At 47.9% G+C, this 14,060-nt stretch carries 11 protein-coding genes and 1 tRNA gene; 10 read left to right on the top strand and 2 right to left on the bottom strand.

Features of this window, described 5'->3' with window-relative positions; translation table 11 throughout:
• Nucleotides 1-5 precede the first annotated feature (5 nt).
• From B0D95_RS06455 to B0D95_RS06435, 5 genes are all read left to right on the top strand, one after another.
• Nucleotides 6-1,208 (top strand): O-succinylhomoserine sulfhydrylase, encoded by a 1,203-nt coding sequence (locus B0D95_RS06455; protein WP_078043134.1) that lies wholly within the window; start codon nt 6-8, stop codon nt 1,206-1,208.
• Between the two features lie 87 nt (nt 1,209-1,295).
• Nucleotides 1,296-1,372, top strand: a tRNA-Val gene (locus B0D95_RS06450).
• A gap of 164 nt (nt 1,373-1,536) precedes the next feature.
• The gene (htpG, locus tag B0D95_RS06445; protein ID WP_078043133.1) at nt 1,537-3,441 is read left to right on the top strand and encodes a molecular chaperone HtpG; all 1,905 of its coding nucleotides are present in this window, start codon (nt 1,537-1,539) and stop codon (nt 3,439-3,441) included.
• 116 nt (nt 3,442-3,557) lie between these two features.
• A complete protein-coding gene (locus B0D95_RS06440) occupies nt 3,558-4,025 on the top strand; it encodes a methylglyoxal synthase (protein WP_078043132.1) in 468 nt (155 codons plus the stop codon).
• A 177-nt stretch (nt 4,026-4,202) separates the two neighbouring features.
• Nucleotides 4,203-4,421: a cold-shock protein gene (locus B0D95_RS06435; RefSeq protein WP_078043131.1), complete on the top strand. Its 219-nt coding sequence runs from the start codon at nt 4,203-4,205 to the stop codon at nt 4,419-4,421.
• A 68-nt stretch (nt 4,422-4,489) separates the two neighbouring features.
• Here B0D95_RS06435 and B0D95_RS06430 read toward each other — a convergent pair whose 3' ends face one another.
• Both B0D95_RS06430 and mfd read right to left on the bottom strand, forming a co-directional pair.
• A complete protein-coding gene (locus tag B0D95_RS06430; RefSeq protein WP_078043130.1) occupies nt 4,490-5,347 on the bottom strand; it encodes a CsiV family protein in 858 nt (285 codons plus the stop codon).
• 35 nt (nt 5,348-5,382) lie between these two features.
• The gene (gene mfd, locus B0D95_RS06425; RefSeq protein ID WP_078045647.1) at nt 5,383-8,844 is read right to left on the bottom strand and encodes a transcription-repair coupling factor; all 3,462 of its coding nucleotides are present in this window, start codon (nt 8,842-8,844) and stop codon (nt 5,383-5,385) included.
• Nucleotides 8,845-9,440: 596 nt separating this feature from the next.
• Here mfd and B0D95_RS06420 point away from each other — a divergent pair.
• From B0D95_RS06420 to nqrE, 5 genes are read left to right on the top strand one after another with little or no spacing between them, the layout of a single operon-like run.
• Complete coding sequence (locus B0D95_RS06420) at nt 9,441-10,784, top strand: Na(+)-translocating NADH-quinone reductase subunit A (protein WP_078043129.1); 1,344 nt, start codon at nt 9,441-9,443, stop codon at nt 10,782-10,784.
• 3 nt (nt 10,785-10,787) lie between these two features.
• Nucleotides 10,788-11,990 carry an NADH:ubiquinone reductase (Na(+)-transporting) subunit B gene (locus B0D95_RS06415; protein ID WP_078043128.1) on the top strand — a complete coding sequence of 401 codons (1,203 nt, stop codon included), beginning with the start codon at nt 10,788-10,790 and terminating at the stop codon, nt 11,988-11,990.
• Nucleotides 11,983-12,762, top strand: coding sequence for a Na(+)-translocating NADH-quinone reductase subunit C (locus B0D95_RS06410; protein ID WP_078043127.1), 780 nt, complete (start codon nt 11,983-11,985; stop codon nt 12,760-12,762). Before B0D95_RS06415 ends, B0D95_RS06410 begins: the two co-directional genes overlap by 8 nt.
• A gap of 2 nt (nt 12,763-12,764) precedes the next feature.
• Nucleotides 12,765-13,433 (top strand): NADH:ubiquinone reductase (Na(+)-transporting) subunit D, encoded by a 669-nt coding sequence (locus B0D95_RS06405; protein WP_078043126.1) that lies wholly within the window; start codon nt 12,765-12,767, stop codon nt 13,431-13,433.
• Complete coding sequence (gene nqrE, locus B0D95_RS06400; RefSeq protein WP_078043125.1) at nt 13,433-14,041, top strand: NADH:ubiquinone reductase (Na(+)-transporting) subunit E; 609 nt, start codon at nt 13,433-13,435, stop codon at nt 14,039-14,041. Before B0D95_RS06405 ends, nqrE begins: the two co-directional genes overlap by 1 nt.
• Nucleotides 14,042-14,060 lie beyond the last annotated feature (19 nt).

Here is a 14,060-nt window from a genome sequence, read left to right as displayed (position 1 = left end):
TCGCAATGGATAATTTTGAAAATCATTTGGCGGAAGATCCGCTACTGGGCGCCGCACTGGATACCTTGGCTATTCGTGCCGGTCAGACACGTTCTCATGAAGGTGAGCACAGTGAAGCACTTTATCTGACATCGAGCTATGTGTTTGGCAGTGCACAAGAAGCTGCTGAACGATTTTCCGGTGCACAAGAGGGAAATGTTTACTCGCGCTACACCAACCCTACGGTGCGCATGTTTGAAGAGCGCATTGCAGCACTGGAAGGTGCAGAAGCGGCAGTGGGCACCTCCTCGGGTATGGCTGCCATTTTGTCGACTTGCATCGCGCTATTAAAGTCGGGTGACCACATTCTGTGTTCGCGCAGTGTGTTTGGGACAACCACCGTATTGTTTACAAAATTCCTGCAAAAATTTGGTGTGAGCACGACCTTCGTTAATCCGACTGATTACAGCGCATGGGAGGCTGGTTTTACTGCCAACACCAAGTTGGTTTTTGTTGAGACGCCCTCGAACCCATTGTGCGATGTGATTGATCTCCAACGCTTGGCGGATTTAACCCATGCCCACGGCGCGTTGTTTGTGGTCGACAACTGTTTCTGTACGCCTGCACTGCAGCAGCCATTGAAGTTTGGCGCTGACCTTATTATCCATTCAGCGACCAAATATATCGATGGGCAGGGGCGTTGCCTGGGCGGCGTAGTAGCCGGTGCCAAGCAACATGTTGATGAAGTCTTGGGCTTTATTCGCAGTGCAGGGCCCAGTATGAGCCCATTCAATGCCTGGGTTTTTCTGAAAGGTTTGGAAACCCTGCGTTTACGGATGGAGGCTCACTCGCGTAATGCACTGGCGCTAGCGCAGTGGCTGAATACACACCCTCAGGTTGAGAAGGTGTTTTATGCCGGGCTGCCAACCCACATGGGTCATGAGCTGGCAGTAAAGCAACAGTCGGCTTTTGGTGGTGTTTTGTCCTTCCGCGTAAAAGGTGGTCGCGAAGAAGCCTGGAAAGTGATTGATGCTACTCGCATCATGTCGCTCACAGCGAATTTGGGCGATACCAAAACTACCATTGTGCATCCTGCAACTACAACGCATGGCCGTTTATCGCCAGAGCAAAAAGCAGAGGCGGGCATTACCGAGAATTTGATTCGTATTGCTGTTGGTCTGGAAGATATCGCTGATTTAAAAGCCGACCTTGCTCGCGGATTAGGCTAATTTGCGATAAAGCAAGCGGCCAGCCATAAAAAAATGATTTTGGGTCTTGTCCTTGCCGATACAGATTGGTAAAGTGCGCCCCTCTTCAGGACTATAGCTCAGTTGGTTAGAGCACCACCTTGACATGGTGGGGGTCAGCAGTTCGAGTCTGCTTAGTCCTACCAAATTTAAAAGCCGCTTTTTTAAGCGGCTTTTTTATTGCCTGCTATTTCGTTTCATTTCCCGCCCTTGAATTCCTGACTGCTTGCCCCATCTACTGAACATTGCTATCAACCTTGATGGCCATTATGTGTTCACTTATTTGTGCGTTTAATTAAGGAGTTAAAAAATGACCGTTGATGCTCGCAAAGAAACTCGTGGCTTTCAGACAGAAGCCAAGCAGTTACTGCATTTAATGATCCATTCCCTGTATTCCAATAAGGAAATCTTTCTGCGCGAGCTGGTCTCTAACGCCTCGGATGCAGCAGATAAGTTGCGTTTTGAAGCCGTTTCTAATGGCGAGCTTTACGAAGGTGATGCCGATTTAAAAATTCGTATCAGTTTTGATAAGGATGCAAAAACCCTCACCATCAGCGATAACGGTATAGGTATGTCGCGCGATGAGGTGATTGAGAATCTCGGTACTATCGCTAAATCCGGCACTGCGCAATTTATGCAAAAATTGTCAGGCGACCAGAAAAAAGATGCACAGTTAATTGGTCAATTTGGTGTCGGTTTTTATTCTGCCTTTATTGTTGCTGATAAAGTGGTAGTAACCACGCGTCGCGCCGGTTCGCCAGCAAGTGAGGCGGTGCGTTGGGAGTGCTCTGGTGATGCAGAGTTTACTGTTGAATCCGTTGAGAAAGCGGATCGCGGTATGACCGTTGAATTGCATTTGAAAGATGATGCGTTAGAGTTTGCCGATCACTGGCGTTTGCGTTCCATTATCAAAAAATATTCCGATCATATTGCCATTCCAGTGGTGATGCAAAAGCAAAAACCGGCGGGTGAAGAGGCCGATAATACTGAGCCGGAAGATGAGGTGATCAACACCGCTACCGCACTCTGGACGCGCTCGCGCTCCGAGGTGAGCGACGATGAATACAAAGAATTTTACAAGCATGTCAGCCATGATTTTACTGATCCATTAAGTTGGAGCCACAACCGCGTAGAAGGTAATCTCGATTACACCAGCCTGTTGTTTATTCCAGCGCGTGCGCCCTTTGATTTATATAACCGCGATGCATCGCGCGGTGTGAAGTTGTATGTACAGCGCACGTTTATTATGGATGACGCTGAACAATTCTTGCCGCTGTATTTGCGTTTTATCAAAGGTGTAGTGGACTCAAATGATTTGAGCCTCAACGTATCGCGTGAAATCCTGCAGAAAGACCCTAATATTGATTCAATGCGCTCTGCCTTGACCAAGCGTGTCCTGGACATGCTAAGCAAAATGGCAAAGAGCGAGCCAGAGAATTACACCACTTTCTGGAAAGAATTTGGTCAGGTCATGAAAGAGGGGCCGGCAGAAGATTTTGCTAACCGTGACAAAATCGCCAAGCTGTTGCGTTTTGCATCGACCCATACCGGTAGTGCCGACCAAGATCAGTCGTTAGATGACTATGTGGCGCGCATGAAAGAAGGGCAAGAAAAAATTTATTACATCGCGGCGGATAATTTTAACACCGCAAAAAACAGTCCTCATCTTGAAGTGTTCCGCAAAAAAGGCATCGAGGTATTGCTCTTGTCTGATCGAGTAGATGAGTGGTTGATGAGCCATCTGCAAGAGTTTGAAGGCAAGCATTTCCAGGATGTGGGTAAAGGCGAGCTTGATTTAGGCAAGTTAGATACAGAAGAGGAAAAACAAGCGCAGGAAAAAGTGGCTGAACAATTGAAGCCCTTGCTGGAGCGTGTTCAAACTGCATTGGATGCTCAGGTATCTGAAGTGCGTATTACTCATCGTCTGACGGATTCACCGGCGTGTGTCGTAGTGGGGCAGTTTGATATGGGGGCACAAATGCGTCGCTTGCTTGAATCGGCGGGCCAAAAAGTGCCTGAATCCAAGCCGATTTTCGAGCTGAATCCCGAGCATCCACTGGTTAAAAAGTTGGAAGCAGAGGCAAACGACGAGCGCTTTGGTGATTTGGCGCATATTTTGTTTGATCAGGCTAACCTGGCAGAAGGGGCACATTTGCAGGACCCTGCTGCCTACGTTCAACGCTTGAACAAATTATTGTTGGAATTGAGTCACTGATACTCAAGGTGGCAGCAGTGGCGATAAATTCGATTTGTCGCTAATGTCATTCAAAATGACCTTGTCTATAATCGGACAAGGTCATTTTTTTTACCTCTCATACAGGTGTGTTGATTATGGAGTACAAAAACATTGTGTTACCGGCAAAGAAGTCCATCGCCTTGGTCGCACACGATAATAAAAAGCAGGACCTTCTGGCATGGTGCAATACGCACCGTGACACCCTGGCTTCACACAAACTCTATGCAACCGGCACAACGGGCAGCTTGATTGCTGGTGAGACCGGGCTGGACATTACCAAGCTTATATCTGGCCCACTGGGCGGCGATCAGCAAATTGGTGCTCTGATCACCGAGGGCAAGGTTGATATGCTGATATTTTTTTGGGATCCCTTTGAGCCCATGCCCCATGACCCGGATGTAAAAGCGCTGCTGCGTATTGCGGCGGTATGGAATATTCCGGTTGCTTGTAATCAGAGTTCTGCTGATTTCATAGTCAGCTCGCCTTTGTTTAATGGCGAATCATCCCATGTGGTTCCTGATTATGAGGCCTACATCGCTAGCCGCTCACAAAAACAACTATAAAAAAATCCCTCCTTATTCCCAAGTTTTGTTAATATCTGTTAACTTCAGGTTTTTGGTTCTAATCCTGAGAGCCAAAAAACCGGGTTATTGTGGATAGCAGCCAGTCTTGCTGGCGATCATTGGGTGAAGCAAACCGGGCAAATAACAATAAGCATCAAGGCTTTAGAGGTGTTTCATATGTCAGAACGTGAGATTGGTACTGTTAAATGGTTTAACAACGTGCGCGGATACGGTTTTATTACCCGTGGTGAAGGTGGCGAGGATATTTTTGTGCATTACCGAAATATTCGTGCCGAGGGGTACCGTTCTCTGGCAGAAGGGCAGAGTGTTGAGTTTCAGTTACAGCAGGGCGATAAAGGCTTACAAGCTGAAGATGTTGTACTGTTGTTGAGTTAACGCTGCCCCAGTCCCTTGGGGATGACCAACAAAAACACCAGCTTCGGCTGGTGTTTTTGTTGGTGGGTTTAGGGGGCAGGTTGCACGCCCTGTGCCGGGTAGGGCGTTACTTGCACAATAATGCCGACTACGGGGTGGTCAATATAGTGAATTTCGCTGCTGCGCATATCCCGTGATTGTTGCAGCAGGATAATTTGCCGCGTCAGATAATTGTCGCTATTCGCTGGGTCGTTGCTGTTATCTGGTGTGGCGAGTGTGTTGTCCCACTGTTGGTTTTCCACCGCCAGCGCTTGCTCCAACTCCAGTGAGGAATCGAGTGATAGGCCTGCGATGGGGGTTGCCAGGAAGTTGGGTTGTTTCGGTAGTTCCGGCCATTGTCGAGTTTGTTCCTGCCCTACATTCAGATCAAATTGCGAATACCACAGGTTGGTCTGCAATTTTAAATAAGTTGCGACGCTCAGGCGAATACTGCCCTCCAGCTCCTGGTGTTGCCCAAAGGTTTGGCCACCTTGTATCAATATGGATTTAGCAGCCTTTTCATTGGTGATGACTTGTCGCCAGGCATTGTGAAATAGCACCTGAAAGCGTGAGTTGCGCTCCAGTTTCTGTGCCTGGGCATTGAGTTGACGCTCGCTCTCTGGCAGGCGATAGAAGGCCTCTTTGGTGAGATCAATACTGCTATTTTCTGCAGTAGTAATCTCTTTTAATTCCACCCAATCGCTCGGGTAGCGCAGCTTGATATTGCTGGGCCAATGTTCTTGGCTGGTGTCATTTTTCCGTGCAAACACAATAAGCTCGACCTGATACCAGCCTTCATGGCCAGCCGGTTTCGCCTGTGCATGGCTCAGTTGTGTAACCAGCATACTGGCAAGCAGTGTGGTGATTCCGAGTGCGGTTGTCAGGTGTTTAAATGATCGATAAGCCATAAATTGATTCCACCAATGGGTGATAAGGATCTGTGTTATTTATCTGTCATTAAATGATCGAGCAGGTCAACGACGGTTTGAATGCGTTTTTCTGTTGACTCCAAATCCATCGTAAATTTCAGTTGGTTTGCACCCTCCAGCTTGTAGATACGTGGCTGGCTTTGTACCAATTTTACTATTTTTAATGGATCTACCCGCGTATCGCTGGAGAATTCAATTTTTCCGCCACGGGCATTGGCTTCCAACTTGGTAATGCCAATGGTTTCGGCGGTGATTTTAACTTGGGTGACACGGAACAGGTTTTTAATTTGTTCGGGCAGTAAACCAAACCGGTCTATCATCTCTACCTGTAAATCGCGCAGAGCCTCTTCATTTTCGGCATTGGCCAAGCGTTTGTACATTACCAGACGGGTATGGACATCAGGCAAATAATCTGCCGGAATCAGCGCAGGAATGCGAAGGTTGATCTCAATGGCTTCGCTCATGGCTTTTTCCAGGTCCGCCTGCTTGCCCTGGCGTATAGCCTTAACGGCGCGGTCAAGCATATCCATATAGAGCGAAAAACCAATGGTTTGAATTTGTCCGCTTTGTTCATCACCCAATAATTCACCGGCGCCGCGAATTTCCATGTCGTAGGTGGCCAGCGTAAAGCCCGCGCCCAAATCTTCTGCAGCGCTAATGGCTTCCAGTCGTTTTTGTGCATCGTCGGTCATTGAGCGGCGATCTGGCGTTAATAAATATGCATAAGCCTGGTGATGTGAGCGGCCAACACGACCACGTAATTGGTGCAATTGTGCCAAGCCAAATTTATCGGCGCGATTAATAATAATGGTATTGGCGCTGGGAATATCGATACCGGTTTCGATAATAGTGGTGCACACCATTATATTGAAACGCTTGTGATAAAAGTCGGACATCACCCGTTCCAGGTCGCGCTCACGCATTTGCCCATGACCTATACCGATGCGAGCTTCCGGAATCAGTTCTTGTATGTCGCGTGCTACTTTTTCTATGGTGTCTACTTCGTTGTGTAAATAATAGACCTGACCACCACGTAAAATTTCACGCAGTATGGCTTCCTTGATCACGGCTTCGTCATAGGTGCGAACAAATGTTTTTACGGACAGTCGGCGCGCCGGTGGTGTAGCGATAATGGATAAATCGCGAATGCCCGCCATAGACATATTGAGTGTACGCGGGATAGGCGTGGCGGTGAGTGTAAGAATATCGATCTCGGCGCGCAGTGCTTTAATTTGATCTTTTTGGCGCACACCAAAGCGGTGTTCCTCGTCGATAATCAATAAGCCCAAGTTTTTGAATTTAATATCAGGCGATAATAATTTGTGCGTGCCTACGACAATATCCACCTTACCTTCGGCAATGCGTTCCAGCACTTGATTCACTTCTTTGGTGGTACGGAAGCGCGATAATACTTCAACCGTAATTGGCCAATCGGCAAAGCGATCCTTGAGCGATTCGTAATGCTGCTGTGCCAACAGGGTTGTGGGCGCCAGGATCACTACTTGTTTGCCGCCGTGGCTGGCAATAAAGGCAGCGCGCATCGCCACTTCTGTTTTGCCAAAACCCACATCGCCACAAACCAATCTATCCATTGGCTTGTTGGAGAGCATGTCGTTGATAACTGCCTCAATGGCGCGCTGCTGATCGGCTGTTTCCTCAAATGGAAAGCTTGCCGCAAAAGCATCATAGGCCGTTTTGGGATCTGGAAATGCATAACCTTTACGCGCGGCGCGGCGCGCATAGACTTCCAATAATTCAGCCGCGGTATCGCGAATTTGTTCGGCGGCTTTGCGTCTGGCCTTCTGCCAGGATTCACTGCCCAATCTGTGCAATGGCGCAAGGTCATCATCGGCACCGCTATAGCGGCTGATCAAATGCAAACTGGTAACCGGCACATAGAGCTTGGCTTCGTCAGCATATTCCAATGTCAGGAATTCATTGGTTTGGTTATCGATGGTAATGGTTTCCAGTCCGCGATAACGCCCAACACCGTGGTCAATATGAACAACAGATGCGCCAATTTTTAATTCAGTGAGATTTTTGACAACCAGGTCTGCATTGTCCTGGGTTTGTTTACGGCGGCGTTGTTGCTGGATGCGCTCGCCAAATAATTGCGACTCAGAAATTAACGCAATTTTCGGCTCGGTTAATAACAGGCCTTGCTCAAGGGGAGCGATAGTAATGGCAAGTTTGTCGGCGTGATGTAAAAAGTCAGTCCATGTGTCGACAGTAGTGGGGCGAACGCGAATTCGTCCCAGCAGTTCCAGCAAAGTTTCACGTCTGCCGGCAGATTCTGCGCAAAATAAAATACGTCCATCAAATTCCAACAAAAATGCCTGAATGGCGGCCAATGGGTTTTCGGCCTGTGCGCGAATGGGCAATGATGGTGTGGCGATGGATGCAAAATTGTAGTTGCCCTGTTTTTCATCCAGCGGGGCCGATTCTATAAATGTGCGCGAATATTTTTTCAATTGGCCAAAAAATTCATCAATTGCCAAATAAATAGTGCGAGGCTCAAGCAGTGGGCGCAGCGGATCTACGCGGCGACTTTCATAGCGGCGCAATAATTCCAGCCAAAAGTTTTCAGCAGATTTCTCAATATCACCCAGTGCATAGACCAAGGTATTGGTGGGGAGATAATCAAATAGCGTGCTGCAGCTTTCAAAAAAAAGTGGCAAATAATATTCGATACCGGGCGGTGAAATACCGGCGCTGACATCCTGGAATACCGGGCAGGCCTTGTGGTTTACATCAAAGCGTTCCAACCATTGTTGTTTGAACAGGTTGATACCTTGTTTATTGAGCGGAAATTCTTTGGCGGGTAGCAGTTGAATTTTTTCAACCTTGTCTACCGTCATCTGTGTTTCCGGATCAAAGGTGCGCAGGCTTTCAATTTCGTCATCAAACAGGTCGATGCGATAGGGCACATCACTGCCCATGGGGAAAATGTCCATGAGCGAGCCGCGCACCGCGAACTCACCGTGTTCATACACTGTGTCGACACAGTGATACCCGGCACGCTCAAGGTTCTGGCGCAGTTCATTGGCATCAAACTTCTCGCCTACCGACACCATCAAACTATTGCCAATCAAATAGGATTGCGGCATCAGCCGCTGCAGCAAGGTGGTTACCGGCACTACCAGGATGCCCTGTTTTACGCCAGGCAGCTTATACAGCGTGCTCAGGCGCTCGGAGATGATGTCTTGGTGGGGCGATATGGAGTCATAAGGCAAGGTTTCCCAGTCGGCCAGATGTAATACCGGCAGCGGCTCCGAGCCTTTGGCAAAAAACGAGAGTTCGGATTCCAGGCGGATTGCGGTATTGGTGTCAGAGGTGACGACCAGGCTGAGGCCTTTATGGGCTCTGGCGGCATTTACAATCGTCAGTGCTTGTGCACTACCGTAAAGTTGTCCCCAGTATTGGCGGTTGCCAGTTTTGTCCGAGATGGGTGGATTGCTTGGTAACTGATACGTCATAAATCGATAGTCGAGGTCGCCTTCAAAGATGCCGGGCATTTTACCTGTGTTGGCTGCTGTGCGGGGTGTATGGATTGCAAATAAAGCGGTAAAGAATAGGTAATAGCTGAGTGACGGACTCAATTGATTAATGAGAATAATTTTTATTAAGTGTCGGGTGCGAGAAAGTTCTGCGTAAAAATAAATCTAATTCGAGGAAAAGCTGAATAAAACCTGATTCAAATCGATGCATGGCTATGGTGCTGGGGGGAGGGCACGTTTATAATTCCCGCGTTTTACTTGGGCTAATTAAAACTTCTCAAAAATCAATCTCTTGTGCGCGTTCTTTGGGCTATTAACAGAGTCGGGCAGGGCGATGTCGTGAAAGTTACTGGCCCAAATGCTCCGTTCGCTTAATTACTACGTACCCATTAGTGACTATGAGTGTACTAGTAACTATGCGCGGAGTGCTCGCAGTTCAAGCGTCTCCCGAAATCGTGCCCGGTTCCCGCCAGGAAGTAACCGGATTTCGATAGCTGGCATAAGGCTTGTTAACTGCATCCCCCGCGGCCTGGTTATCCAGGTCTACATCCACACGAACGACTAGGCAGAGACGTATGATAAAGATTCGTCGAGGATTGGATTTGCCCATTACCGGCAGCCCCAATCAATCTATTGAGGATGGCCCGCAGGTTCGCCAGGTAGCTTTAATCGGGTTTGATTACCATGGTATGAAGCCCACTATGGCGGTACAGGTTGGTGATAAAGTTAAACTTGGTCAGGAGCTATTTTCTGACAAGAAAACCCCCGGTGTTATCTACACAGCGCCAGCATCAGGTACGGTTAGCGCGATTCATCGCGGTGATCAGCGTGTATTCCACTCATTAGTCATTGATGTGGAAGGTAACGAGGCGGTTGAATTCGCCAAGTACCCTGTGTCGGAACTTGCTGCTTTATCCCGTGAAAACGTACAGCAAAATCTGGTTCAATCCGGCTTGTGGACTGCATTGCGCACTCGTCCATACAGTAAAGCTCCTGCATTGGACTCCAAGCCAAGCTCCATTTTTGTACAGGCTATCGATACCAATCCTCTGGCTGCTGATCCTGCCGTTGTTATTGCGGCCAAGAAAGACGCTTTTGCCAATGGTTTAACGGTAATTGCGCGTCTGACCGAAGGTAAAGTCTTTGTCTGCCAGGCTCCCGCTGTTGAGCTGCCAAAAGGTCAAGGCGCCAATATACTGGTTGAAACTTTCGCTGGCGTTCATCCAGCGGGCAATCCCGGGACTCATATTCACTTCCTCGATCCAGTCAATGCGCGTAAAACCGTATGGACTATTGGCTATCAAGACGTGATTGCTATTGGTGAGCTGTTTGTGACCGGTCAGTTGAATACCGAGCGTGTTATTGCTTTGGCAGGTCCTCAAGTTGAGCGCCCGCGTTTGGTGCGTACTCGCTTGGGTGCCAATTTGACTGCCTTGGTTGATGGACAGCTTAAAGCCGGTGAAAACCGTGTTATCTCCGGCTCGGTGTTTGGTGGTCGTCGTTCACATGGCAACCTCACATTCCTCGGACGTTTCCACAATCAGGTCAGTGTCCTGCTTGAAGGACGCGAGCGTGAAATGCTGCATTACTTGCGCGCAGGTGCTAACAAGTTCTCGGTGATGGGTATTTATTTATCCAAGCTGTTGGGCGGTAAAAAGTTTGCCTTTACCACTTCAACCAATGGTTCAGAACGTGCGATGGTGCCGGTAGGTTCTTACGAGAAGGTGATGCCTCTCGATATCCTGCCAACACAACTGCTGCGCTCACTGATTGTTGGTGATACAGAAACAGCACAAAAACTGGGTTGCCTGGAGTTGGACGAAGACGATTTGGCGCTGTGCACCTTTGTGTGCCCCGGCAAATATGAATACGGCCCAATCCTGCGCAATAACCTTACTCGCATTGAGAATGAGGGCTAATTAATGAGTCTGAGAAGTTTACTCGACAGCATGGAGCCGCATTTCCACAAAGGCGGCAAATACGAAAAATGGTACTCGCTCTACGAGGCCATCGATACCGGTTTGTTTAAACCGGCAGATGTCACCAAGTCTACCTCTCATGTACGCGACGGCATCGACCTGAAGCGCATCATGATTACGGTATGGCTGTGTGCATGGCCTGCCATGATTTTTGGTATGTACAACGTTGGTTTACAAGCCAATACCATTCTGGCAGCTACCGGTGCTACTGGCATCGATAACTGGCACGGTGCGCTCGCCGCTATGTTTGCGGGTCACAACCCTGACAGCATCTGGGACAACTTTGTATTAGGTGCTGCTTACTTCCTGCCTATTTATGCCACGGTGTTTATCGTCGGTGGTTTTTGGGAAGTGTTGTTTGCCACAACGCGCGGTCATGAAGTTAACGAGGGTTTCTTTGTAACTTCTATCCTGTTTGCCTTGACCTGTCCTCCTGATTTGCCCTTGTGGCAAGCAGCCTTGGGGATCAGCTTTGGTGTGGTTATCGGTAAAGAGGTATTTGGCGGAACCGGCAAAAACTTTTTGAACCCCGCACTGACTGGTCGCGCATTCCTGTTCTTCGCCTACCCTGCAGAAATGTCAGGCGATGCGGTATGGACTGCTGTGGACGGCTACACTGGTGCTACCACCTTATCTATTGCTGCCCAGCAAGGTATGGATGCTGTGGTCAACCATGTAAGTTGGTTGGATGCCTTTATTGGTTTTGAACAAGGCTCAATTGGTGAGACATCGGCATTGGCACTGATGATTGGTGGCGTTGCGCTGCTGATTATGGGTATTGCTTCTACTCGCATTGTATTAGGTGTATTGATTGGTGCGACCCTGACAACCTTGTTGTACAACTGGGCTGGTGCAGACAGCAGTAACCCAATGTTCCAAATGCCGTTCTGGTGGCATTTTGTTATTGGCGGTTTTGCGTTTGGCCTGTTCTTTATGGCTACCGATCCGGTTTCAGCATCCATGACTGATGCAGGCAAGTGGATCTACGGTGCGCTGATCGGATTTATGGTGATTACTATTCGTGTAGTCAACCCTGCTTATCCAGAGGGCATGATGTTGGCAATTCTGTTTGCGAACATGTTTGCACCGACCATCGACTACTTCGTCGTTCAATCCAACATTAAGCGGAGACTGGCGCGTGGCTAACCAACAAACAGCAAAATACACCATCACAGTCACATTAATTATGTGCCTTGTGGCATCGGTTTTGGTGGCAGGTTCTGCAGTGCTTTTAAAGCCTACGCAAGCTGCAAACAAAGCTTTGGACTTTAAAACGAACGTTTTGAAAATTGCCGGCATCTACGATGCGTCCTTGTCAGTTGATGCACAGTTTGAAAAAGTAGATGTAAAGATTATCGATCTGCAAACTGGCAAATTTACTGACGCAGTTACGGATGTTGAGAAGTTTGATCAAACAGTCTCAGCTAAAAAACCGGAGCTGTCCGACAAATTGGCTCCGGAGTTGGATATTGCCAAGATCATTCGTCGTGAAAAATACGCCAAAGTGTTTTTGGTGAATGATGAAAGCGGCAATCTTTCCAAGGTGATTCTACCTGTTCGTGGTTACGGCCTCTGGTCAACCATGTCTGGTTTTGTTGCACTGGACAAAGACCTTAATACTATTCTCGGGTTCGGTTTTTATGATCAAAAAGAAACTCCGGGTCTTGGCGGCGAAGTTGATAATCCCAAGTGGAAACAATTGTGGGTTGGTAAAAAAATCTACTCCGAGTCCGGTGAGGTTTTGGTCAATGTAGTCAAAGGGCATGTTGATGAATCAACGCCTGATGCGGAGCATAAAGTTGATGGTTTGGCCGGCGCTACCTTAACCAGTAACGGTGTTGGTCAACTGATGAAATTCTGGATGGGTGACAACGGATTCAAGCCTTTCCTGACCAATCTGAAAAATGGAGAGGCCTAATCATGAGCGTTAAAGCAAAAGATCTCCTCATCAAACCTATTTTGGAAAATAACCCTGTTATTTTGCAGATTTTGGGTATTTGTTCAGCGCTGGCAGTAACGTCCAGCGTGAAAGTGAGTTTGGTAATGGCGATAGGCTTGACCTTGGTGTCAGCTTTCTCCAACTTGTTTGTGTCGATGGTGCGTAATTACTTGCCAAGCAGCGTCCGTATTATTGCGCAGATGATTATTATCTCTGCGTTGGTAATTGTTGTGGATCAGGTGCTGAAAGCCGTTGCTTACGACATCAGCAAGCAACTATCGGTATTTGTTGGTTTGATTATTACCAACTGTATCGTCATGGGCCGTACAGAAGCATTTGCCCTGAAAAATCCACCAGTCCCCAGCTTCCTTGATGGTATTGGTCATGGTCTTGGTTACTCAGCATTGCTGATTGTTATTGCTACTTTCCGTGAGTTGCTGGGTGCTGGTAAGTGGTTTGGTATTCAAATCCTGCCAACCGTATCAGAAGGTGGTTGGTACGTACCTAATGGCTTGCTTTTGCTGCCACCAAGTGCGTTCTTCATCATTGGTATCATTATTTGGGCTATGCGTACCTGGAAGAAAAATCAGGTAGAGAAAGAGTCGTTCAAGATAGCGCCCAACTCAGTTAGCACTCAGGAGATCGCATAATGGAACACTTATTAAGTCTGTTTGTGCGTTCAGTTTTTATCGAGAACATGGCATTAGCCTTCTTCCTTGGAATGTGTTCTTTCCTGGCGATGTCCAAGAAGATTAATGCAGCTATCGGTTTGGGTATTGCCGTTATTGTGGTGCAAACCGTTACCGTTCCTGCTAACAATCTGATTTTGACCTACCTGTTAAAAGAAGATGCCTTGGCATGGGCCGGTGTTACCGGTGTCGACCTTACCTTCCTTAGCTTCATTTCGTTCATCGGTGTAATTGCCGCGATCGTACAAATCATGGAAATGGTGATGGATAAGTTCATGCCTGCGTTGTACAACGCACTTGGTGTGTTCCTGCCATTGATTACTGTGAACTGTGTGATTATGGGCGGTTCTCTGTTCATGGTTGAGCGTGACTACCACTTTGTTGAAAGTGTGGTCTATGGTCTGGGGTCGGGCACAGGTTGGGCTATTGCGATTGTCCTGCTTGCCGGTATTCTCGAAAAAATGAAATATTCCGACGTACCCGAAGGCCTGCGTGGCTTGGGTATTACCTTTATCACCGTGGGATTGATGTCATTAGGCTTTATGTCTTTTGGCGGCATTTCTCTCTAAGCGAGACGAGGAATAAAAT

This window comes from Cellvibrio sp. PSBB023 (assembly GCF_002007605.1).
GTDB lineage: Bacteria > Pseudomonadota > Gammaproteobacteria > Pseudomonadales > Cellvibrionaceae > Cellvibrio.
The sequence above is the reverse complement of the archived record's forward strand: the minus strand, read 5'-3'. Positions and strand labels throughout refer to the sequence as shown.

Excerpts from the sequence above, each read along its gene's own strand:
- B0D95_RS06455 (WP_078043134.1), top strand. The coding sequence starts at position 6 with ATGGATAATTTTGAAAATCATTTGGCGGAAGATCCGCTACTGGGCGCC.
- htpG (WP_078043133.1), top strand. The coding sequence starts at position 1,537 with ATGACCGTTGATGCTCGCAAAGAAACTCGTGGCTTTCAGACAGAAGCC.
- B0D95_RS06440 (WP_078043132.1), top strand. The coding sequence starts at position 3,558 with ATGGAGTACAAAAACATTGTGTTACCGGCAAAGAAGTCCATCGCCTTG.
- B0D95_RS06435 (WP_078043131.1), top strand. The coding sequence starts at position 4,203 with ATGTCAGAACGTGAGATTGGTACTGTTAAATGGTTTAACAACGTGCGC.
- B0D95_RS06430 (WP_078043130.1), bottom strand. The coding sequence starts at position 5,347 with ATGGCTTATCGATCATTTAAACACCTGACAACCGCACTCGGAATCACC.
- mfd (WP_078045647.1), bottom strand. The coding sequence starts at position 8,844 with ATGACGTATCAGTTACCAAGCAATCCACCCATCTCGGACAAAACTGGC.
- B0D95_RS06420 (WP_078043129.1), top strand. The coding sequence starts at position 9,441 with ATGATAAAGATTCGTCGAGGATTGGATTTGCCCATTACCGGCAGCCCC.
- B0D95_RS06415 (WP_078043128.1), top strand. The coding sequence starts at position 10,788 with ATGAGTCTGAGAAGTTTACTCGACAGCATGGAGCCGCATTTCCACAAA.
- B0D95_RS06405 (WP_078043126.1), top strand. The coding sequence starts at position 12,765 with ATGAGCGTTAAAGCAAAAGATCTCCTCATCAAACCTATTTTGGAAAAT.
- nqrE (WP_078043125.1), top strand. The coding sequence starts at position 13,433 with ATGGAACACTTATTAAGTCTGTTTGTGCGTTCAGTTTTTATCGAGAAC.